Source organism: Pseudomonas sp. GW821-FHT07E12, assembly GCF_058986605.1.
Genome location: NZ_JBYSVX010000027.1, coordinates 36,372 through 57,034, shown reverse-complemented (window position 1 = coordinate 57,034; position 20,663 = coordinate 36,372). Strand labels below are relative to the sequence as shown.

At 65.1% G+C, this 20,663-nt stretch carries 17 protein-coding genes and 1 tRNA gene; 14 read left to right on the top strand and 4 right to left on the bottom strand.

Translation table 11 applies throughout. The annotated features are described in order from the left end of the window. Nucleotides 1-38: 38 nt before the first annotated feature. The 12 genes from AC3WJE_RS14705 (at nucleotide 39) to AC3WJE_RS14650 (ending at nucleotide 14,347) form a co-directional block, all read left to right on the top strand. A complete protein-coding gene (locus AC3WJE_RS14705; protein WP_493731562.1) occupies nucleotides 39-986 on the top strand; it encodes a bifunctional riboflavin kinase/FAD synthetase in 948 nt (315 codons plus the stop codon). 47 nt (nucleotides 987-1,033) lie between these two features. Beyond that, a complete protein-coding gene (ileS, locus tag AC3WJE_RS14700; protein WP_493731573.1) occupies nucleotides 1,034-3,814 on the top strand; it encodes an isoleucine--tRNA ligase in 2,781 nt (926 codons plus the stop codon). Nucleotides 3,815-3,995: 181 nt separating this feature from the next. Continuing rightward, the gene (gene lspA / locus AC3WJE_RS14695) at nucleotides 3,996-4,493 is read left to right on the top strand and encodes a signal peptidase II (protein WP_493731561.1); all 498 of its coding nucleotides are present in this window, start codon (nucleotides 3,996-3,998) and stop codon (nucleotides 4,491-4,493) included. Nucleotides 4,494-4,591: 98 nt separating this feature from the next. Then, on the top strand, nucleotides 4,592-5,542 hold the full coding sequence (ispH, locus tag AC3WJE_RS14690; protein WP_493731560.1) for a 4-hydroxy-3-methylbut-2-enyl diphosphate reductase: 951 nt from the start codon (nucleotides 4,592-4,594) through the stop codon (nucleotides 5,540-5,542). Nucleotides 5,543-5,622: 80 nt separating this feature from the next. Next, a tRNA-Thr gene (locus tag AC3WJE_RS14685) sits at nucleotides 5,623-5,698 on the top strand. 309 nt (nucleotides 5,699-6,007) lie between these two features. Next, nucleotides 6,008-6,955 (top strand): ubiquinol oxidase subunit II, encoded by a 948-nt coding sequence (cyoA, locus tag AC3WJE_RS14680; protein WP_493731559.1) that lies wholly within the window; start codon nucleotides 6,008-6,010, stop codon nucleotides 6,953-6,955. After that, nucleotides 6,955-8,955: a cytochrome o ubiquinol oxidase subunit I gene (gene cyoB, locus AC3WJE_RS14675; protein ID WP_493731558.1), complete on the top strand. Its 2,001-nt coding sequence runs from the start codon at nucleotides 6,955-6,957 to the stop codon at nucleotides 8,953-8,955. Before cyoA ends, cyoB begins: the two co-directional genes overlap by 1 nt. 5 nt (nucleotides 8,956-8,960) lie before the next feature. Continuing rightward, complete coding sequence (gene cyoC / locus AC3WJE_RS14670) at nucleotides 8,961-9,593, top strand: cytochrome o ubiquinol oxidase subunit III (protein ID WP_493731557.1); 633 nt, start codon at nucleotides 8,961-8,963, stop codon at nucleotides 9,591-9,593. Further along, nucleotides 9,593-9,934 (top strand): cytochrome o ubiquinol oxidase subunit IV, encoded by a 342-nt coding sequence (cyoD, locus tag AC3WJE_RS14665; RefSeq protein ID WP_493731556.1) that lies wholly within the window; start codon nucleotides 9,593-9,595, stop codon nucleotides 9,932-9,934. The genes cyoC and cyoD overlap by 1 nt, the downstream gene beginning before the upstream one ends. 246 nt (nucleotides 9,935-10,180) lie before the next feature. Next, on the top strand, nucleotides 10,181-12,070 hold the full coding sequence (locus AC3WJE_RS14660; RefSeq protein WP_493731555.1) for a M61 family metallopeptidase: 1,890 nt from the start codon (nucleotides 10,181-10,183) through the stop codon (nucleotides 12,068-12,070). Between the two features lie 315 nt (nucleotides 12,071-12,385). Then, nucleotides 12,386-13,786, top strand: coding sequence for a DNA repair protein RadA (radA, locus tag AC3WJE_RS14655; protein WP_493731554.1), 1,401 nt, complete (start codon nucleotides 12,386-12,388; stop codon nucleotides 13,784-13,786). A gap of 189 nt (nucleotides 13,787-13,975) precedes the next feature. Then, nucleotides 13,976-14,347, top strand: a complete 372-nt coding sequence (locus AC3WJE_RS14650; protein WP_493731553.1) for a DUF805 domain-containing protein — start codon at nucleotides 13,976-13,978, stop codon at nucleotides 14,345-14,347. Nucleotides 14,348-14,440: 93 nt separating this feature from the next. Here AC3WJE_RS14650 and AC3WJE_RS14645 read toward each other — a convergent pair whose 3' ends face one another. Genes AC3WJE_RS14645 through AC3WJE_RS14635 form a run of 3 tightly spaced genes read right to left on the bottom strand, consistent with a single transcriptional unit; the run spans nucleotide 14,441 to nucleotide 17,085 of the window. Then, nucleotides 14,441-15,235: a DeoR/GlpR family DNA-binding transcription regulator gene (locus tag AC3WJE_RS14645; RefSeq protein ID WP_493731552.1), complete on the bottom strand. Its 795-nt coding sequence runs from the start codon at nucleotides 15,233-15,235 to the stop codon at nucleotides 14,441-14,443. Further along, nucleotides 15,232-15,894: an HAD family hydrolase gene (locus AC3WJE_RS14640; RefSeq protein WP_493731551.1), complete on the bottom strand. Its 663-nt coding sequence runs from the start codon at nucleotides 15,892-15,894 to the stop codon at nucleotides 15,232-15,234. The genes AC3WJE_RS14645 and AC3WJE_RS14640 overlap by 4 nt, the downstream gene beginning before the upstream one ends. A 21-nt stretch (nucleotides 15,895-15,915) precedes the next feature. After that, nucleotides 15,916-17,085, bottom strand: coding sequence for an MFS transporter (locus AC3WJE_RS14635; RefSeq protein ID WP_493731550.1), 1,170 nt, complete (start codon nucleotides 17,083-17,085; stop codon nucleotides 15,916-15,918). Between the two features lie 330 nt (nucleotides 17,086-17,415). On the opposite strand from AC3WJE_RS14635, the gene AC3WJE_RS14630 reads away from it, so the two are divergent. Next, entirely contained in the window at nucleotides 17,416-17,871 is a 456-nt protein-coding gene (locus tag AC3WJE_RS14630; RefSeq protein ID WP_493731549.1) for a hypothetical protein, read from the top strand. Here the strand turns inward: AC3WJE_RS14630 and AC3WJE_RS14625 are convergent. Beyond that, on the bottom strand, nucleotides 17,843-18,034 hold the full coding sequence (locus AC3WJE_RS14625) for a heavy-metal-associated domain-containing protein (protein WP_493731548.1): 192 nt from the start codon (nucleotides 18,032-18,034) through the stop codon (nucleotides 17,843-17,845). The genes AC3WJE_RS14630 and AC3WJE_RS14625 overlap by 29 nt on opposite strands. A 137-nt stretch (nucleotides 18,035-18,171) precedes the next feature. Between AC3WJE_RS14625 and AC3WJE_RS14620 the strand changes: the two genes are divergently transcribed. Then, nucleotides 18,172-20,658: a heavy metal translocating P-type ATPase gene (locus AC3WJE_RS14620; RefSeq protein WP_493731547.1), complete on the top strand. Its 2,487-nt coding sequence runs from the start codon at nucleotides 18,172-18,174 to the stop codon at nucleotides 20,656-20,658. Nucleotides 20,659-20,663: the final 5 nt, after the last annotated feature.

The following is a 20,663-nucleotide window of genomic DNA, read 5'->3' as shown; positions in this document are numbered from 1 at the left end:
AGTGAGTCGGCCCGTGATGGGCCGAATGTCCGATCGGAATGAACAGGCTTTTTAGAGACGTCGAGGGCGGGGCCCTGTTCCCGCACGGAAGCGTGGTCTGCATCGGCGCCTTTGATGGCCTGCACCTGGGTCATCGCGCGCTGGTGCGCCATGCGGTCGCGCGTGCCCGCGCGCTGGACGTGCCTGCGGTGGCGGTCAGTTTCGAGCCGCTACCGCGCGAGTTCTTCGCCAAGGGCGAGCCGCCGCCGCGGTTGACGCTGGCGCGCGCCAAGGTCGAGGGGCTGCGCAGCTTCGGTGCCGACGGCGTTGGCCTGATCCGTTTCGACGGCAGGCTGTCGGCGATGAGCGCCGAGGATTTCGTGCAGCGTGCGCTGGTTGAGCGCTTGCGGGCGAAGGAAGTGTGGATCGGGCCGGAGTTCCGCTTCGGCCACAAGCGTGGCGGCGATATCGAACTGCTGCGGCGGATGGGCGAAACGCTGGGCTTTGTCGCCGGTGAGATCGAGTCGGTGCATCTGCACGGCGAGCGCATTTCCAGTACCCGCATCCGCGAGTTGCTGGTGGCGGGCGAGTTCGCGCATGCCGCCGATCTGCTGGGGCGGCCGTACGCGATCGGCGGACGCGTGGTGCGCGGGCAGCAGCTCGGTCGCACGCTTGGATTCCCGACCGCGAACCTGCGCTTCCCGCACACGCCGGCGCTGGCGGGTATCTACGCGACCTGGGTGCACGGCGTGTTCGAGCAACCCTGGCCGTCGGTGTCCAGCTTCGGCACCCGGCCGACCGTGGCCGGCGTGGAGCCGCTGCTGGAAGCCCACCTGTTCGACTTCCACGGCGACCTGTACGGGCGCCACATCGAAGTCGAGTTCGTCGCCAAGCTGCGCGATGAAGAAAAATTCTCCGGGCTTGATGCCCTGACCGAACAGATGCACCGCGACGCGCAAGAAGCGCGTCGTTTACTCAACGAACAACGACTGCGAGCGACCGCGTGAGCCAGGACTACAAAGCCACCCTCCACCTGCCGGCAACGGAATTCCCGATGCGCGGCGATCTGCCCAAGCGCGAGCCGGGCATCCTGGAGCGCTGGGAGGGCGAGGGCCTGTACGCGCAACTGCGCGAGAATGCCAAGGGCCGGCCGCTGTTCGTGCTGCATGACGGTCCGCCGTATGCGAACGGTGCGATCCACCTCGGCCACGCGGTCAACAAGATCCTCAAGGACATCATCGTCAAGTCGAAGTACCTGGCCGGCTTCGATGCGCCGTACATCCCGGGTTGGGACTGCCACGGTCTGCCGATCGAGATCGCGATCGAGAAGAAGTACGGCAAGGTCGGGGTCAAGCTGGACGCCACCGAGTTCCGCCAGAAGTGCCGCGAGTACGCCACCGAGCAGATCGATCTGCAGCGCCGCGACTTCAAGCGCCTGGGCGTGATCGGCGACTGGGACAGGCCGTACCGCACGCTGGATTTCCATTTCGAAGCCAACGAGATCCGCGCGCTGGCCAAGGTGATCGACAACGGACACCTGACCCGCGGCGTGAAGCCGGTGCACTGGTGCTTCGATTGCGGCTCGGCGCTGGCCGAGGCCGAGATCGAATACGCCGACAAGGTTTCGCCGACGGTCGACATCGCTTATCCGGCGCGTGATCCGGCGGCACTGGCGGCGAAGTTCGGCGCGGTGTTGCCGGAAGGCGTCGAGGTCGCGGTGCCGATCTGGACCACCACGCCGTGGACGCTGCCGGCCTCGCTGGCGGTGACGCTGGGTGCGGAGCTGGACTACGCGCTGGTCGAGGGCCCGGCCCGCGACGGCAAGCCGCGCTGGCTGGTGCTGGCCAGCGCGCTGGCGGCCAAGGCGCTGCAGCGCTACGGCGTCGAAGACGTGGTGGTGCATGGTCATGCCAAGGGCGCGGCGCTGGAAAACCTGCTGCTGGCACATCCGGCCTATGCCGAGCGCGACATCCCGCTGATCCTGGGTGCGCACGTCTCCGACGAGGACGGCACCGGCGCCGTGCACACCGCGCCCGGCCACGGTCAGGAGGACTATCAGGTCGCCAAGCAGTACGGGCTGATCGATCGTTACACCGCCGCGCAGATCAATCCGGTCGATGGACGCGGCGTGTATCTGCCTTCGACGCCGGTGTTCAATGGCGTCGAACTGGCCGGCCTGCATATCTGGAAGGCCAACGACGTCATCATCGAAGCGCTGCGCGGCAACGGCACGCTGCTGGCTGCCGGCAAGATGGAGCACAGCTATCCGCATTGCTGGCGCCACAAGACCCCGATCGCGTTCCGCGCCACCCCGCAGTGGTTCATCTCGATGGAGCAGGCCAACCTGCGCGCCGATGCGCTCAAGGCGATCGAAGGTGTGAAGTGGTATCCCGAGTGGGGCCAGGCGCGCATCGCCGGCATGGTCGATGGCCGTCCGGACTGGACGATCTCGCGCCAGCGCACCTGGGGCGTGCCGATCGCGTTGTTCGTGCATCGCGAAACCGGTGATCCGCACCCGCGCAGCGTCGAGCTGATGCGCCAGGTCGCCGACCGGGTGGAGCAGGGCGGCGTCGATGTCTGGTATGCGCTGGACTCGGCCGAACTGCTCGGCGCCGAGGCCGGTGACTACGACAAGATCACCGACATCCTCGATGTCTGGTTCGATTCCGGCGTCACCCATGAAGCGGTGCTGCCCGATCGCGGCTTGCCCAAGCCGGCCGACCTGTACCTGGAGGGCTCGGACCAGCACCGCGGCTGGTTCCAGTCCTCGCTGCTGACCGGTGTGGCGATCGACAAGGCCGCGCCTTACCGGCAGTGCCTGACCCACGGTTTCACCGTGGACGAGCACGGCCGCAAGATGTCCAAGTCGCTCGGCAACGGCATCGAGCCGCAGGACATCATGAAGACGCTGGGCGCGGACATCCTGCGCCTGTGGATCGCCTCGGCCGACTACAGCAACGAGATGTCGCTGTCGCAGGAGATCCTCAAGCGCAACGCCGACGCTTACCGACGCATCCGCAATACCGCGCGCTTCCTGCTCGGCAATCTGGCCGGCTTCGATCCGGCTGTGAACCTGGTTGCACTCGATGAGATGGTCGCGCTGGATCGCTGGATCGTGCATCGCGCCTGGGAAGTGCAGGAGAAGATCAAGGCCGCCTACGAGCGCTACGACTTCGCCACGATCGTGCAGGCATTGCTGAACTTCTGCAGCGTCGATCTGGGGTCGTTGTACCTGGACGTCACCAAGGACCGCCTGTACACGATGGGCGAGGACTCGCGCGGCCGCCGCTCGGCGCAGAGCGCGATGTATCAGGTGATCGAGGCGTTCGTGCGCTGGATCGCACCGGTGCTGAGCTTCACCGCCGACGAGCTGTGGGGCTACCTGCCGGGCGAACGCAAGGGCAACGTGCTGTTTGCCACCTGGTACGAGGGCCTGGCGCCGCTGCCGACCGATGCGGAACTGACCGCGGCCGACTTCGACAAGCTGTTGGCGCTGCGCGAGCAGGTCGCCAAGGTGCTGGAGCCGATGCGTGCCAATGGCGCGATCGGCGCGGCGCTGGAGGCGGAGATCACCGTCGCCGCCGACGCGGTCAGTGCCGCGCGCTGGCAGCCGCTGGCCGACGAACTGCGCTTCCTGTTCATCAGCGGCGACGTGGTGGTGACCCCGGCCAGCACCGACGACATCTTCGTCAGCGCGCAGCCGACCTCCAAGCCGAAGTGCGTGCGTTGCTGGCACTACCGCGCCGATGTCGGTGCCGATCCGAAGCATCCGGAGCTGTGCGGCCGTTGCGCGAGCAACGTCGACGGTCCGGGCGAGGATCGGCGCTGGTTCTGATTGTTGGAGGCTGTCTCCCGCGTGCGGGAGTCTGGCTTTTTTCCCTTCTCCCGCTTGCGGGAGAAGGTGGCGCAAAGCGCCGGATGAGGGCCGGCGATGGCGCATCCGGTGCTGGCTATCCTCATCCGCCCTTCGGGCACCTTCTCCCGCAGGCGGGAGAAGGGAAAGCTAAGGTGATTCCATGAGTGCACGTCCCAAACCCAACGCCCTGATCTGGCTGCTGCTGTCGGCGGCGATCATCGGCCTGGACCAGTGGAGCAAGGCCTGGGTGCTGTCCAGCCTGCCCGAGTTCACGCCGGTGCCGGTGATCGACGGTTTCTGGAACTGGTTCCGCACCTACAACACCGGCGCGGCGTTCAGCTTTCTCAGCGATGCCGGCGGTTGGCAGCTGTGGTTCTTCACCGCGCTGGCGGTAGGCATCAGCGGGCTGTTGGCGTTCTGGCTGGCGCGCGCGCCGCGCGGTGAGTGGCGCAGCGCGTTGCCGTATTCGCTGGTGATCGGTGGGGCGATCGGCAACGTGATCGACCGCCTGGTGCATGGTCACGTGGTGGATTTCATCCAGTGGTACGTAGGCGATCACTACTGGCCGTCCTTCAACATCGCCGATTCGGCGATCGTCGCGGGCGCGGTCGGGATTGCCCTGTTCGGGTTGTTCGACAAGGCCGGGAAACGGGAATAGGCAATCGAGAATCGGCGCTGAGGCTTTCCGAGGTCCGGACCGGCGTCGCCGGAACCCATTCCCGATCCCCCAACCCCCATTCCCGTAGAATGCCCGCCATGGATGTCCTGCTAGCCAATCCCCGTGGTTTCTGTGCCGGTGTCGACCGCGCGATCGAGATCGTCAAGCGTGCGATCGAGACGCTCGGTGCACCGATCTATGTGCGCCACGAGGTGGTGCACAACCGTTTCGTGGTCGATGACCTCAAGCAGCGCGGGGCGATCTTCGTCGAGGAACTCGACGAGGTGCCGGACAACAACACGGTGATCTTCAGCGCACACGGCGTCTCGCAGGCGGTTCGCGCCGAGGCCGAACGGCGTGGGCTGAAGGTGTTCGATGCGACCTGTCCGCTGGTGACCAAGGTCCATTTCGAGGTCGCACGCCACTGCCGCGCCGGGCGCGACGTGGTGCTGATCGGCCACGCCGGCCACCCCGAGGTGGAAGGCACGATGGGGCAGTGGGATCGCGAACGCGGCACCGGGCGGATCTATCTGGTGGAGGACATCGGCGATGTCGCTACGCTTGAGCTCGATCAGCCGGAGAACTTCGCCTACACCACCCAGACCACGCTGTCGGTGGACGATACGGTAGGCATCATCGACGCGCTGCGGGCGCGGTTCCCGGCGATGCAGGGGCCGAAGAACGACGACATCTGCTATGCCACCCAGAACCGTCAGGATGCGGTGCGCGAGCTGGCCCAGCAGTGCGATCTGGTGCTGGTGGTGGGGTCACCCAACAGCTCCAATTCCAACCGGCTCAGTGAACTGGCGCGACGCGAGGGCGTGGAGTCCTACCTGATCGACAATGCCGGCGAGATCGACCCGGCCTGGGTCGTGGGCAAGCAGCGGATCGGGCTGACCGCCGGCGCCTCGGCGCCGCAGGTGCTGGTGGATGGCGTGATCGCCCGCCTGCGCGAGCTGGGTGCGGGCGGCGTGTCCGAGCTTTCCGGCGAGCCGGAGTCGATGGTGTTCGCGCTGCCGAAGGAATTGCGCCTGCGGCTGGTGGGCTGAGTTGGTTGCCCGAGGCGAGGCGATGATCGGCCAGTCGCGATTGACCGGCAGCCGTCACAAACCCTAGAATGCGCGGCTCCGCCGGAATAGCTCAGTTGGTAGAGCGGCGCATTCGTAATGCGTAGGTCGTAGGTTCGATTCCTATTTCCGGCACCACCTGTTTTCGGCATCGGGCCGTCCGCTTCGCGGATGGCCCGTTTGCTATGTGCGGCAGGCGGATGGATGACCTGCGTCACGCCCGCTTCGGGCGTGCCCATTCATATGCGGCAATATGTCGCAGCCGCATGTGCGGCTTTGTTGCAATGAATCATTGTCAACGGCTTTCGTGCGGGTGCAGCACGCAATAAAATTGGCGTGTTAACCCACGTCCCGAAGTCGGGCCATCCGTTGCGAACGGATGCGGTATCCGGCGCGTGTTTCTCGTGGCCGGATGGGTTGACGCCCCCCCCGCAAATGGATCGACCGATGATTCCGTTGAAACTTCCAGGGCGTGTATTTCGTCCAGGCCTGCTGCTGCCGTTGCTGCTTCTGCTGCTGACGGGCTGCAACTCGGCCATCCTCAACCCCAAGGGCCAGGTTGGCCAGGATGAGAAGACCCTGCTGATCACCGCCGTGGTGCTGATGCTGCTGGTCGTCATCCCGGTGATCGCGATGACGATCATCTTTGCCTGGAAGTACCGCGCTTCCAACACCAAGGCGCGCTACGAGCCGAACTGGTCGCACTCCACGGCCATCGAGGTGGTGGTCTGGTCGATCCCGTGCCTGATCATCCTGGTGCTGGCGGTGCTGACCTGGCGCTCCTCGCATGCGCTGGATCCGTACAAGCCGCTGCAATCGGACGTCAAGCCGATCACCATCGAAGCGGTGGCGATGGACTGGAAGTGGCTGTTCATCTATCCGGACCAGGGCATCGCGACGGTCAACGAGATCGCCTTCCCGGCCAACACGCCGATCAATTTCAAGATTACCTCCGACACGGTGATGAACTCGTTCTTCATCCCGCAGCTGGGCACGCAGATCTACGCGATGGCCGGCATGGAAACCAAGGTCCACCTGATCGCCAACGAAGCCGGTGACTTCCCCGGCATTTCGGCGAACTACAGCGGCCACGGTTTCTCGAAGATGAACTTCATCGCCCATGCCACGACCGACCAGGCCGGTTTCGACGCCTGGGTGGCCAAGGTCAAGGCCGCGCCGCAGGCGCTGCAGGCGGCCGAATACGAGGCGCTGGTCACCAACCGCAACGACAAGGCCGACTATCCGGTCACCTACTACTCGTCGGTGCAGGACGGCATGTTCAAGTCGCTGATCGACAAATACATGATGGGCAAGGGCCACCGTATGGACGGCCATGACGACCATCAGGCATCGGCTGCCGAGCCGGTCGCCATGTGCACCTCCGGAGGCAAGTGATGTTAGGCAAACTTACGCTTGAGGCGGTCCCGTACCACGAGCCGATCATCATGGGCGCCCTGGGTGGCGCCGGTCTGATGGGTCTGGTGCTGATGGCCGCCATCACCAAGTTCAAGCTGTGGGGCTACCTGTGGCGCGAGTGGTTCACCTCGGTGGACCACAAGAAGATCGGCGTGATGTACATCATCGTGGCGCTGGTCATGCTGCTGCGCGGCTTCGCCGATGCGGCGATGATGCGCACCCAGCTGGCGATCGCCCACGACGGCAATCCCGGCATCTTCCCGCCGCACCACTACGACCAGATCTTCACCGCGCACGGCGTGATCATGATTTTCTTCATGGCCATGCCGTTCATGACCGGCCTGATCAACCTCGTGGTGCCGCTGCAGATCGGTGCGCGCGACGTGGCGTATCCGTTCCTGAACTCGCTGAGCTTCTGGCTGTTCGTGGCCGGCGTGGCGCTGGTCAACATCTCGCTGGGCGTGGGTGAGTTCGCGCAGACCGGCTGGCTGGCGTACCCGCCGCTGTCGGGCCTGGAATACAGTCCGGGCGTCGGCGTGGACTACTACATCTGGGCCTTGCAGATATCGGGTCTGGGCACGTTGCTGACCGGCATCAACTTCTTCGTCACGATCATGCGCATGCGTGCGCCGGGCATGACGCTGATGAAGATGCCGATCTTCACCTGGACCGCGCTGGTCACCAACATCCTGATCATCGCCGCGTTCCCGATCCTGACCGTGGTGCTGGCGCTGCTGGGTGCGGACCGTTACCTGGGCACGCACTTCTTCACCAATGACGGTGGCGGCAACGCCATGATGTACGTCAACCTGATCTGGATCTGGGGCCACCCGGAGGTGTACATCCTGGTGCTGCCGGCGTTCGGCATCTACTCGGAAGTGATCGCCACCTTCAGCCGCAAGAAACTGTTCGGCTACAGCTCGATGGTCTACGCGACCGGCTGTATCGGCGTGCTGTCGTTCCTGGTGTGGTTGCACCACTTCTTCACGATGGGCGCGGGTGCCAACGTCAATGCCTTCTTCGGCATCATGACGATGATCATTTCGATCCCGACCGGCGTGAAGCTGTTCAACTGGCTGTTCACGATGTTCCGCGGCCGCGTGCACTTCACCTCGCCGGTGATGTGGACGCTGGGCGCGATGATCACCTTCACCATCGGCGGCATGACCGGCGTGATGATGGCGATCCCGGCGGTGTCGTTCGTGCTGCACAACAGCCTGTTCCTGATCGCGCACTTCCATAACGCCATCATCGGCGGCGTGGTGTTCGGTTACCTGGCGGGCCTGGCCTACTGGTTCCCGAAGGCGTTCGGCTTCAAGCTCAACGAGAAGCTGGGCAAGGCCTCGTTCTGGTGCTGGATCATCGGCTTCTTCGTGGCGTTCACCCCGCTGTACGTGCTGGGCTTCATGGGCATGACCCGTCGCCTGAACACCTACAGCAACCCGGAGTGGATTCCGTGGCTGCACGTGGCCGCCGGCGGTGCCGCGATCGTCGCGCTGGGCATCTTCTTCAACCTGGCGCAGCTGTTCGTCAGCTTCTTCCAGCGCAAGCAGAACCTGGACGTCACCGGCGATCCGTGGGACGGCCGTACGCTGGAGTGGGCGACCTCCTCGCCGGCGCCGTTCTACAACTTCGCGCACCTGCCGCAGGTCGACAGCATCGACCAGTTCTGGGAAGACAAGCAGCGCGGCAAGGGCTGGGTCAAGGCGACCAGGTACGAGGACATCCACATGCCGCGCAACACGGCGGCGGGGTTCTGGATCGGCATGTTCAGCATCGCGCTGGGTTTCGGCCTGATCTGGCACATCTGGTGGATGGCGGTGGTCGGCCTGGTCGGCATGATCGGCAGCTTCATCGCCCGCAGCTTCGACAACGACATCGACTACTACGTGCCTGCAGCCGAGGTCGAGCGCATCGAGAACGAGCGCTTTGCCCAGCTTGAGAAGCACCAGGCGGCCCACGCCGCGAAGGCAGGATAAGACCCATGTCCACGACGATTGACCATCACGGGGCCGCCCACGCGGGCGGCCACCACGACGACCACGATCACGGGCACCACGACGCCGGCGGCAACACCGTCTACGGCTTCTGGGTGTACCTGATGAGCGACTGCATCCTGTTCGCCGGTCTGTTCGCCACCTACGCCGTGCTTTCCGGCGCGACGGTGGACGGGCCGACGGCGAAGGAGCTGTTCGATCTGAAGTTCGTGCTGGTGGAAACCTTCCTGCTGCTGTTCAGCAGCTTGACGTTCGGTTTCGCGACGCTGTCGGCGGCCAAGCGCAACATGGCCGGCCTGTACGGCTGGCTCGCGGTGACCGCGCTGTTCGGCATCGGCTTCCTGTGCATGGAGGTCTACGAGTTCCACCACCTGATCCATGAAGGCGCCGGTCCGGGCCGCAGCGCGTTCCTGTCGGCGTTCTTCACGCTGGTCGGCACGCACGGTCTGCACGTGACCTCGGGCCTGTTGTGGATGCTGGTGCTGGTGATCCAGATCGCCAGGAACGGCCTGACCCCCCGCAACACCACGCGCCTGGCGTGCCTGAGCCTGTTCTGGCACTTCCTGGACATCATCTGGATCGGTGTGTTCACCATCGTCTACCTGCTGGGAGCGCTGTAATGGCCCACCACGACAATCATTCCGATGCACATGCCGCCGATTCGCACGGCGGTGGTCTGAAGTCCTACCTGATCGGCTTCGTGATGGCGGTGGTGCTCACCGTCATCCCGTTCGCGATGGTGATGAGCGGTGCGTTCTCCAAGGGCGTGACCATCACCGTCATCTCGGTGCTGGCGGCGGCGCAGATGCTGGTGCACATCGTCTACTTCCTGCACATGGACCGTTCGCCGGAACAGCGCTCCAACATCCAGGTGGGCGTGTTCTCGATCCTGATCATCGGGATCGTGGTCATCGGCTCGCTGTGGGTCATGCACAACCTCAACATCAACATGATGCATTGAGGCGCGACGCCCTCGCGTTACTGAAGGCCGCCAAGCGATTGGCGGCCTTTTTCATGGGGTTTTCCCGGTGGATAAGTGGGCCGTATGTGGCGGCGGATGACACATACGGGCGCCGCCGCAGGAGTCTGGTCATGCGTGGTTGTAGCGCCGGGCGGGGGCATGACCTATGGCATAGGGGAGCCGGGCAGGCGAGCGATAGCATCGCCGATTCGGCCGCACTCGCCCTGCTCACCTCCTGGAGTTTTGATGAAGACCCTCGCCGTACTGGCGCTTTCACTGCTTGCCGTCCTGTCGCTGCCATCGGCGCAGGCCCAGACCGCACCGCCGCGCGATGTGCCGTACGACGGCGTGCTGCGCATCGATGTCGATGCCACCGATATCGAGCGCCGCATCTTCCGCGTCCATGCCACGATGCCGGCCACGCCGGGCACGATGACGCTGTTGTATCCGGAGTGGATCCCGGGTCATCACTCGCCGAGCGGCACGATCGACAAGGTCGCCGGGCTGGTGGTGAAGAGCGATACCGGCCAGGTGTTGAAGTGGACGCGCGATCAGTACGACGTGTATGCCTTCAAGGTCGAGGTGCCGGAAGGCACGCGCGAGATCAGCGCGGAATTCCAGTTCCTGTCCTCGCAGGGCAGCGGACAGGGCCGCGTGACGATGACGCCGGAGATGCTCAACCTGCAGTGGAACAGCACCTCGCTGTATCCGGCCGGTTACTACGCGCGCAACATCAAGACCGTGGCCAGCGTGACCCTGCCGCAGGGCTGGGAGTATGCGACCGCGCTGGAGACCGACAGCCGCAGCGGCAACAAGGTGACCTTCAAGCCGATCGATTACGACGACCTGGTGGATTCGCCGATCTTCGCCGGCAAGTATCACAAGCGCATCGCGCTGGACGCGGCAGGCAAGCAGCCGGTCTATCTCAACGTGTTCGCCGATGAAGCCAAGTACCTGGAAGCCAAGCCCGAGCAGGTGAAGGCGCACCAGGCGTTGGTGCAGCAGATGGACAAGCTCTACGGCGCGCGCCATTTCGACCACTACGATTTCCTGCTGGCGCTGACCGACAAGCTCGGCGGTATCGGCCTGGAGCACCATCGTTCCAGCGAGAACAGTGGCGCGGTCGGTTACTTCACCGAGTGGGACAAGACCTGGGCCGGCCGCGATCTGCTGGCGCACGAGTTCAATCACTCCTGGAACGGCAAGTATCGTCGCGGCGCCGATCTGGCCACGCCGAACTTCAACGTGCCGATGGGCGATTCGCTGCTGTGGCTGTATGAAGGACAGACCCAGTTCTTCGGTCATGTCGTGGCTGCGCGTTCGGGCCTGTGGAACCAGCAGCAGGCGCGCGACATGCTCGCCAACGTCGCGGCGACCTACGATCGCGGGCGTCCGGGCCTGGCCTGGCGCACGATCCAGGACACCACCAACGACCCGACCATCGCCCAGCGCTCGTCGCGCTCGTTCCGCAACTGGCAGATGAGCGAGGACTACTACTCGGGCGGCCAGATGGTGTGGCTGGCGGTGGACGGCAAGCTGCGCGAACTGAGCGGCGACAAGCGTTCGATCGACGATTTCGCCAAGGCGTTCTTCGGTATGAAGAACGGTGATTGGGACGTCAATCCGTACACCTTCGACGACATCGTCGCCACGCTCAACGGTATCGCTGCGTACGACTGGGCAAGCTTCCTGCGCACACGCATCGACGGGCATGGCCCGATCATCGATGGCATCGAGGCGAGTGGCTGGAAACTGGTCTACAACGACAAGCCGAGCGAGGCGTTCAAGGCCGGCGAGCAGCGCAGCAAGGGCGTCAACCTGACCTATTCGTTGGGCCTGTCGACCGGTGAGAAGGGCGACATCTCCGATGTGCTGTGGGACAGCCCGGCGTTCAATGCCGGCATCGGCAGCGGCATGACCATCGTCGCGGTCAACGGCAAGGAGTTCAGCGCGGACACGATCAAGGATGCGGTGACCGCGGCCAAGGGCTCGAAGGCGCCGATCGAGTTGCTGGTCAAGCAGTTCGACCGCTACCAGACGATCAAGATCGACTACCACGGCGGCCTGTTGTATCCGAATCTGGAGCGCATCGCCGGCAAGCCGGATCGACTGGCGGAGTTGTACAAGGCGCGTTGAGCGGTAGGCAGCGTGATATGGAGCGGCCCGGTGGATATTCCGCCGGGCCGTTTTTTTGGGTCGGTGGAATGCGGCGTGTGTTGGCATTGGGCTGCGGGGCCCTTTGTAGGAGCGGCTTCAGCCGCGATGGGGACTTCCCTTTGAAATCCCGCACATGGATGTGCGGGCTCTTGCAGAGGAATCTGCATGAAAGCCCCATCGCGGCTAATGGCCCGAGGCCACCCAGAGCCGCTCCTACGGGGGAGAAAGGAGCTGTCTCGGCGGGCGAGACGGCTGCGGGCTAAAGTAGTCGCTGGTTCCCTCTCTGCGATCGTCATGGCAAAAGCTTCCGGAAAGGCGCGTATCGCCTACGTCTGCAACGAGTGCGGTGCCGAGTACAGCAAGTGGCAGGGGCAGTGCGGCGACTGCGGGGTCTGGAACACGCTGAGCCAGATCGTGTTGGAGAGTGCGGATGAGGCCGGCAAGACGCCGGCGGCGTCGCGTCGCAGCAGTTGGGCCGGTACGGTCGAGGCGCCGAAGATCACCCCGCTCAAGGACGTGCAGCACAACGAGCATGCGCGCGTGTCGACCGGCATCGGCGAGCTGGATCGGGTGCTCGGCGGCGGCTTGGTCGAGGGCGCGGTGGTGCTGGTTGGCGGCGATCCGGGCATCGGCAAGTCGACGCTGCTGTTGCAGGCGCTGGCGCGGATGGCGGCGCAGTTGCCGGTGCTGTACGTCACCGGTGAGGAGTCGCTGGGGCAGGTGGCCGGGCGCGCGGTACGGTTGGACCTGCCGCTTGAGGGCCTCAACGCGCTGTCGGAAACCAGCATCGAGCAGATCCTGAAGCACGCCAGCATCGCCAAGCCGCGCTTGATCGTCGCCGATTCGGTGCAGACGCTGTGGAGCGAATCACTGACCGCGGCACCCGGCTCGGTCAGCCAGGTGCGCGAGAGCGCGGCGCGGTTGGTGCGCTATGCGAAGGAGACCGGCACCGCCGTGTTCCTGGTCGGCCACGTCACCAAGGAGGGCGGTATCGCCGGGCCGCGCGTGCTCGAACACATGGTCGATGCGGTGCTGTATTTCGAGGGCGACAGCGGCAGCCGGTTCCGGGTGCTGCGCGCGTTCAAGAACCGCTTCGGCGCAGTCAACGAGCTGGGCGTGTTCGCGATGGGCGAGAAGGGCTTGAAGGAGGTGCCGAATCCGTCGGCGATCTTCCTCTCCGGCGGCAGTGCGAACCAGCCTGGCAGCTGCGTGATGGTCACCCGCGAGGGCACGCGACCGCTGTTGGTCGAGGTGCAGGCACTGGTGGATACCTCGCCGCTGTCCAACCCGCGCCGGGTTGCAGTCGGTCTGGAGCAGAACCGGCTGGCGATGTTGCTGGCGGTGCTGCACCGGCACGGCGGGGTGATGGTCGGCGACCAGGATGTCTTCATCAACGTGGTCGGCGGCATTCGTGTGCAGGAAACGGCGGCGGATCTGCCGGCGCTGCTGGCGATCCTGTCATCGTTGCGCGACCGGCCGTTGGCGGAGAAGACCATTGCGTTCGGCGAGATCGGCCTGTCCGGCGAGATCCGGCCGGTGCCGAATGGCGAGGAACGGCTGCGCGAGGCGGCCACGCATGGTTTCAAGCGCGCGATCGTGCCGCGCGCGAACGCGCCGAAGGCCGGTGCGGTGAAGGGCATGGAAATCTTCGCGGTGGAGCGGTTGTCGCAGGCGCTGGAAGTCGCGGCGGAATGAGTCGACTTCAATATGACAGCGGGCGATCTTCTTGCCCGGGGATATGGGGGAAGGCAGGTCGGCGGAATCATGCTGATTTAGCGCCATGCAGCCCGGCAACTGCCGTATCCGTGTGGCACTATCCCGCCCGGCTGCAATCGCGCAGCCCACTCAAGAAGGACTTTTGAAATGGATTGGATGTTGATGCCGTTGAAGCGCTATGCCGATTTCAATGGGCGCTCGCGTCGCAAGGAATACTGGATGTTCATGCTGTTCTACACCCTGGTGATACTGGTGCTCGGTACCCTTGGCGTGATCGGCAGCATGATCGGGCGCAGCGAGGGCAGGATGGGGCCGCTGGGTATCGTTTTTTTCGTGGTGTTGGGGCTGTTCGCGCTGGCGATGATCGTGCCCTCGATCGCCGTGGCGGTACGTCGCTTCCACGACCAGGGCAAGTCGGGATGGTTTTATCTGCTCAGCCTGATTCCTTATGTCGGCGGGCTCATCGTGCTGGTCTTCATGTGCCTTGAAGGGACGCCGGGCGAGAACATGTACGGACCCGATCCCAAGCAGCTGGGTTGATGGCTGCATTACGTTGGGAGGCGAAGGGCGGCGATGGCCGCCCTTCGCATTTGGGCCGGTGTTCATGGGCGCCGGTGTTCGGCCTGCGCGATTTCAGTCAGCGTCTTCGGCGGGTGCGGCAATGTGGACCTGCATCGTGCGGGCACGGAACGCATCGAGTTGCATGGCGGGGGTGTCGTGCTCCACGACCAGATGATCGATCGCTTCCGGTCCGGCGACCTGATAGCTCGCCTGCGCACCGAGCTTGTCACTCATCGTGACCACCACGCTCTCGCTGCTGGCGGCGATCATCGCGCGCTTGAACAGGCTCTCCTCGCTGTCCACGCCCCATAGGCCGCGCTCGGCATCGACCGCACAGGCACCGGGGAAGCACAGGTCGGCCCGCACCCGCGCCAGTTGCTCCATGGCCTGCGCACCGACCGCGCCGCCGATGTGCGGGTCGATGCGGCCGCCGATCAGCAGGATCTCGAAACCTTCGCGCGTCATCAGGCGCTCGGCGATGTCGGGGGCGTTGGTCACCACGGTCAGCCGTTGCCGCTCCGGCAAGGCGGTGGCGATCGCGCTGTTGGTCGAGCTGGCGTCGAGCAGCAGCACCTGGCCCGGCCGCACCAGCGTCACGGCCGCCTGCGCGAGCGCGCGCTTGCGGGCGGGATGTTCGTTCTGGCGCTGCGGCAGTGGGGCGAATGTCGGTGTCGGTGGCAGCGCGCCGCCGTAGACGCGGCGGCACAGGCCTTGTGCGGCCAGTTCGCGCAGGTCGCGCCGGATCGAATCCTCGGAAACCCCGAAGATCGCGGCCAGTTCGACCGCCACCACGCGGCCTTGTTCGCGCAGGCGTTGCAGGATGGCGTGCTGGCGTTCCTGCGGGAGGGTGTCGATCGGCGTGTTCATGGTGCTGCTCCGGTGGGCTGCAGTGGCAGGCCGAGTGCGATCAGGTCACGACGCAGCTGCGCAGCATCGTTGAAACGCACGGCGTGCAGGCCTTCGGTGGCGGCAGCGGTGACGTTTCGCGGGGCGTCGTCGATGAACACCGCGCGTTCCGGCACGATCTCGAAACGCGACAGCAACAACTGGAAGATCGCCGGGTCCGGTTTGATCAAGCGTTCTTCGCCCGAGACCAGAATGCCCTCGAACCATTGCAGGAACGGAAAGCGCTCGCGTGCGATCGGGAACGTCTCGTGCGACCAGTTGGTGAGCGCGTACAGGCGCAGGCCTTGTTCGCGCAGTTCGTGCAGGATCGCCACGCTGTCGGGAATCTCGCCGGCGAGCATCTCCGGCCAACGGCTGTGGAAAGCGCCAATCAGCGCGGCGTGCTCGGGATGTCGCGCGCTGAGTTCGGCCACCGCTTCATGCCAGGGGCGGCCGGCATCCTGCTGCAGGTTCCATTGCGGGCTGCAGATCTCGGCGAGGAAGTGTTCCATCGCGTCGCTGTCGTCGAACAGTTGCCGATAGAGATGGCGCGGATCCCAATCGACCAGCACGCCGCCGAGATCGAATACGACGGTGTCGATCGCGGAGGCCGGGGCAGTGGGTTCGGAGCGTGTGTTCATCGATGGGTTCCAGTGCGGGTTTCAGCGGCGGACCAGGCGCGCGCCGGTCATTACCAGCAACAGCAGTGCCGCCACTGCGGTCAGCGCGATCGGCAGGCTGCTGGCGTGGGCGAGCAGGCCGATCAGGGCCGGTCCTGCCAGCAGGCCGGCGTAGCCGAGGGTGGTAAGGGTAGCCAGCGCGACCGCCGGCGAGGTACCCGGCAGGCGACCGGCGCTGCCGAAGATCACCGGGATCAGGTTGGAGGCGCCTAGACCGGTCAGCACGCAACCGAGCAGCCCGGCCAGCGGTGCGGTGGTCAGTGTGGCCAGCAGCAGGCCGGCACCGGCTATACCGGCTCCGATCGTCACGATGCGCACCGGCCCCAACCGGCTGACCAGGTGGTCACCGGTGAGCCGGCCGGCCGCCATCGCCACCGAGAACGCGGCGTAGCCGAGCCCGGCGGTGGTGGCAGGCACACCGTGATGCTCGTTGAGCAGCAGCGCGCTCCAGTCCAGCATCGCGCCCTCGGCCATCAGCACGATGAAACAGAACGCAGCCAGCACCAGCACCGGGCCGTGTGGCAGCCGCAGCGGTACCGAATCGGCCGCCGGTGGCGCCTGCACCAGCAGGCCGCCGCGCTGCCACAGCAGCAGGACCAGCAGCAGGGCCGACATCAACAGCGCGCTCGGCGGCAATGACAGGTGCATCAGCAACAGGCCGCTCATGGCGCTGGCCCCGAGCAGTCCGCCGATGCTGAAGGCGCCATGGAAACTGGACATCACCGCGCGCCCGGCGTGTTTCTCGACTTCGACCCCGTGTGCGTTCATCGCCACGTTGAGCGCGCCGAGTGCCCCGCTGAAATAGAGCAGGGCCAGCACCAGCGTCGGCACGGTCGGTGCGAGTGCCAGCGCCGGTAGCGCCAGGCACAGCGCCAATGCGCTGGTCACGATCACGCGGCGGTTGCCGAAGCGGTGGCTGAGCAGGCCGGCCAACGGCATGGCGAGCATCGAGCCGGCACCGAATGCGAGCAGGATCAGGCCGAGTTGCCCGGCGTCCAGGGCGAACCTGGCCTTGATGTAGGGGACCATCGGGGCCCAGGCCGACATGGCGATGCCGGAGAGCAGGAACATGGTGCGGGTGGAGTGGATGGCGGCGGTGGTGGTTTGGGGGATCGCCACTGTTGCCGGGTCATGCTTGGTTTCCTGGTTCATTGGACGATATTAAACGCAATCGTGATTTATCGTGCAAATTCGTGCAGTGGCTGAGGTGGAGGCGTTGGGATGGGGGCAGGCGATGGTTGGCTTGTTCGGGGCTGGGAGTCGGGGGCTGTGGGCGGGCTGGTTTTCCCGGTGGGCTGTATTGCTTGAACTTCAAGTCGCCCGGAGAAGGTGGGGGCTGCACCATGGGAGGCATCTCTCACTTCCTGCGCATCTCACTTCCCGCGCACTCTCTCTACCGTCATTCCCGCGAAAGCGGGAAGCGCTTTTCAGCAGCCGAAGGCTGATCATCCAGGGACGTTGCTTCTTGCGTTTGACGTTGCAGTGGCTGCAACGGCAACGGCAAAAGCAACGGCAACGGCAACGGCAAAAGCCAAGGCTTTCGCTCCTTCGGAGCGAGTCACTTGTTCTTTGCTTGTGCAAAGAAAAGTAACCAAAAGAAAGCACACCCCGCCTACGCGCCCTTCGCTGCGCTACGGGTTCGCGGAGCCGGCGGGATTTTCTGACGCGGCATCCATGCCGCGGCAGAAAATGACGCACATCCATGTGCGTCGCCCTTCGGGTTATTCCCGCCGTCTCCGCCGCTGCGGCAGGGGCCCCGGTAGAGCCAAAGGCGAAGGCAAAATCACGAGCAACAGCAACAGCAACAGCAACGGCAACGGCAACGGCAAAGGCAACGGCAACGGCAAAGGCAAAGGCAAAGGCAAAGGCATTACCTCCACCTGCGCTTCTGCCTTGAACCTTGCCGATCTCAGCGCGGTGCGTATCCGGCCTCAGTAACCGCTTGGCGGATCGCAACTTCATCCGCGTTGGTCTCGATGCGCACGGTGTGGCTTGGCAGGTCGGCATCGACCTTCGCTTCCGGGGCGATGGTGTGTACGGCACGAGTGATGTGGCGGACACAGTTGCCGCAGGTCATGTTGTCGATGGTGTAGGTGATCATCGGGGGATGTTCCTCTGGGATGGCGGTAAGTTGGCCTCCGCGGGGATGGCGAGGTCAAGATCGGCCGGTTCGAAGTTGACCTCATCGGCAGGGGGAAGGTTCATCATGCGCACACCATGAACGAGGATCCGCAAGTAATGACCCCACCCAGTCCGGCGCACGCGCGTGGCGCGTCCTCCGCCCTGCATCTGGCGGTGGAGGGCATGACCTGTGCCTCGTGCGTCAGTCACGTCGAGAAGGCGATCGGCCGGGTGCCGGGCGTGGATGCGGTGCAGGTGAACCTGGCTACCGGCCGCGCCGACGTGCAGTTTTCCGGCCGTCCGGATCCGGACGCGGTGGTCGCGGCGGTTGAGGAAGCCGGTTACGAGGTGCCGCTGGGCGAGGTCGGGCTGGGCGTAGATGGCATGACCTGCGCTTCCTGTGTGGCGCATGTCGAGAAGGCGCTGAACAGCGTGCCGGGTGTGGTCTCGGCCTCGGTGAACCTGGCTACCGGTCGGGCGCAGGTGCGGTTGCGTGAAGGCGTCGCCAGCTTGGGCGACCTGGAGGCGGCCGTGAGCGAGGCGGGTTATTCGAGCCATCGCCTTGACGAGACCGGCGCTATGCCCGATCGCGAGGCGCAGGCGCGCCAGCGTGAGACCGATGGATTGCGACGTGCACTGCTGCTCGCAGCTTTGCTGGCGGCACCGCTGGCGGTGCTGGAAATGGGCGGGCATCTGCTGCCGGCGTTCCATCACTGGCAGTTGCATGTGTTCGGCGAACAGCCGCTGCGGTTGTTGCAGTTCGTGTTGGCGACGTTGGTGCTGGCGTGGCCGGGGCGCAGTTTCTTCCGCCGCGGCATGGCTTCATTGCGACATCGCGCGCCGGACATGAACACATTGGTGATGGTCGGTGCCGGTGCGGCCTGGGTGTATTCGAGCGTGGCGACTTTCACGCCCGGTGTGCTGCCGGCTGGGACCGACCACGTTTATTTCGAAGCGGCGGCGGTGATCGTGACGCTGGTACTGCTCGGGCGTTGGCTGGAGGCGCGCGCACGCGGGCGTACCTCCGACGCGATCCGGCGTCTCACCGGGCTGCAACCACGCACCGCACGGGTACTGCACGAGGGGGCTTTCGTCGAGTTGTCACTGATGCAGGTGCAGGCTGGCGACGAGGTACAGGTGCGACCGGGTGAACGCATGCCGGTCGACGGCGAGGTGATCGAAGGCGAGTCGTACCTCGACGAATCGATGCTCAGTGGCGAGCCGGCGCCGGTTGCAAAACGGCCTGGCGAGCGTGTGATCGGTGGCACGGTCAACGGCAACGGTGTGCTGCGCGTGCGCGCGACCGGCGTGGGCGCCGATACGGTGCTGGCGCAGATCGTGCGGATGGTCGAGCAGGCGCAGGGCGCCAAGCTGGCGATCCAGACACAGCTGGACCGCGTCACTGGCGTGTTCGTGCCGGCGGTGATGGTGGCGGCGCTGTTGACCTTCGTGGTGTGGCTGCTGCTCGGACCGGCGCCATCGCTCGGCTTGGCACTGGTCAACGCAGTTGCGGTACTGATCATTGCCTGCCCCTGCGCGATGGGGCTGGCGACGCCGGTGTCGATCATGGTCGGTACTGGTCGCGCGGCAGAACTGGGTGTGTTGTTCCGACGTGGCGATGCGTTGCAGCGCCTGCGCGAGGTGCGCGTGATCGCGTTCGACAAGACCGGCACGCTGACGCGCGGCAAGCCGACGCTCACCGATCTGCGCGTGACGCCGGGTTTCGTCGAGAACGATGTGCTGGCGTTGGTCGCGGCGGTCGAATCCGGCTCCGAACATCCGATCGCGCACGCGATCGTGACGGAGGCGGGAGAGCGGGGGCTGACACTGGCGCCGCCCGGCGACTTTGTCGCCGAGCCCGGTTACGGCGTTCGTGCGTGGGTGCAGGGGCGACGTGTCGAGGTCGGTGCGGATCGCTACATGCATCGCTTGGGCTTCGAAACCGATGCTTTCGCCGATGAGGTGGAAGCGCTGGGCATGCAAGCCCGCACGCCGTTGTTCGCTGCCATCGACGGCCGCCTCGCGGCGCTATTGGCGGTGGCGGACCCGATCAAGCCGGGTACGCCGGAAGCGATCGCGGCGCTGCATGCGCTGGGCCTGCGCGTGGCGATGATCAGCGGCGACCAGCGTGCCACTGCCGAAGCGGTCGCTCGCCAGTTGGGTATCGATGAGGTGCGTGCCGAGATGTTGCCGGCGGGCAAGGTCGAGGCATTGCGGCAGCTGGGGGCCGGTGGACGTATTGCCTATGTGGGCGATGGCATCAACGATGCCCCTGCGTTGGCGCAGGCGGATGTCGGTATCGCGATTGGCACCGGCACCGATATCGCGATCGAGTCGGCGGATGTGGTGCTGATGTCGGGCGATCTGCGTGGGGTGGTCAATGCGATCGCGATTTCGCAGGCGACGTTGCGCAATATTCGCCAGAACCTGTTCTGGGCGTTTGGCTACAACGTTGCGTTGATTCCGGTGGCGGCGGGGGTGTTGTATCCGTTCAATGGGATGTTGTTGTCGCCGATGATTGCGGCGGGGGCGATGGCTTTGTCTAGTGTGTTTGTGGTGGGGAATGCGTTGCGGTTGCGGAGTTTTCGCGCGCGGCTTGGGTGATTTTG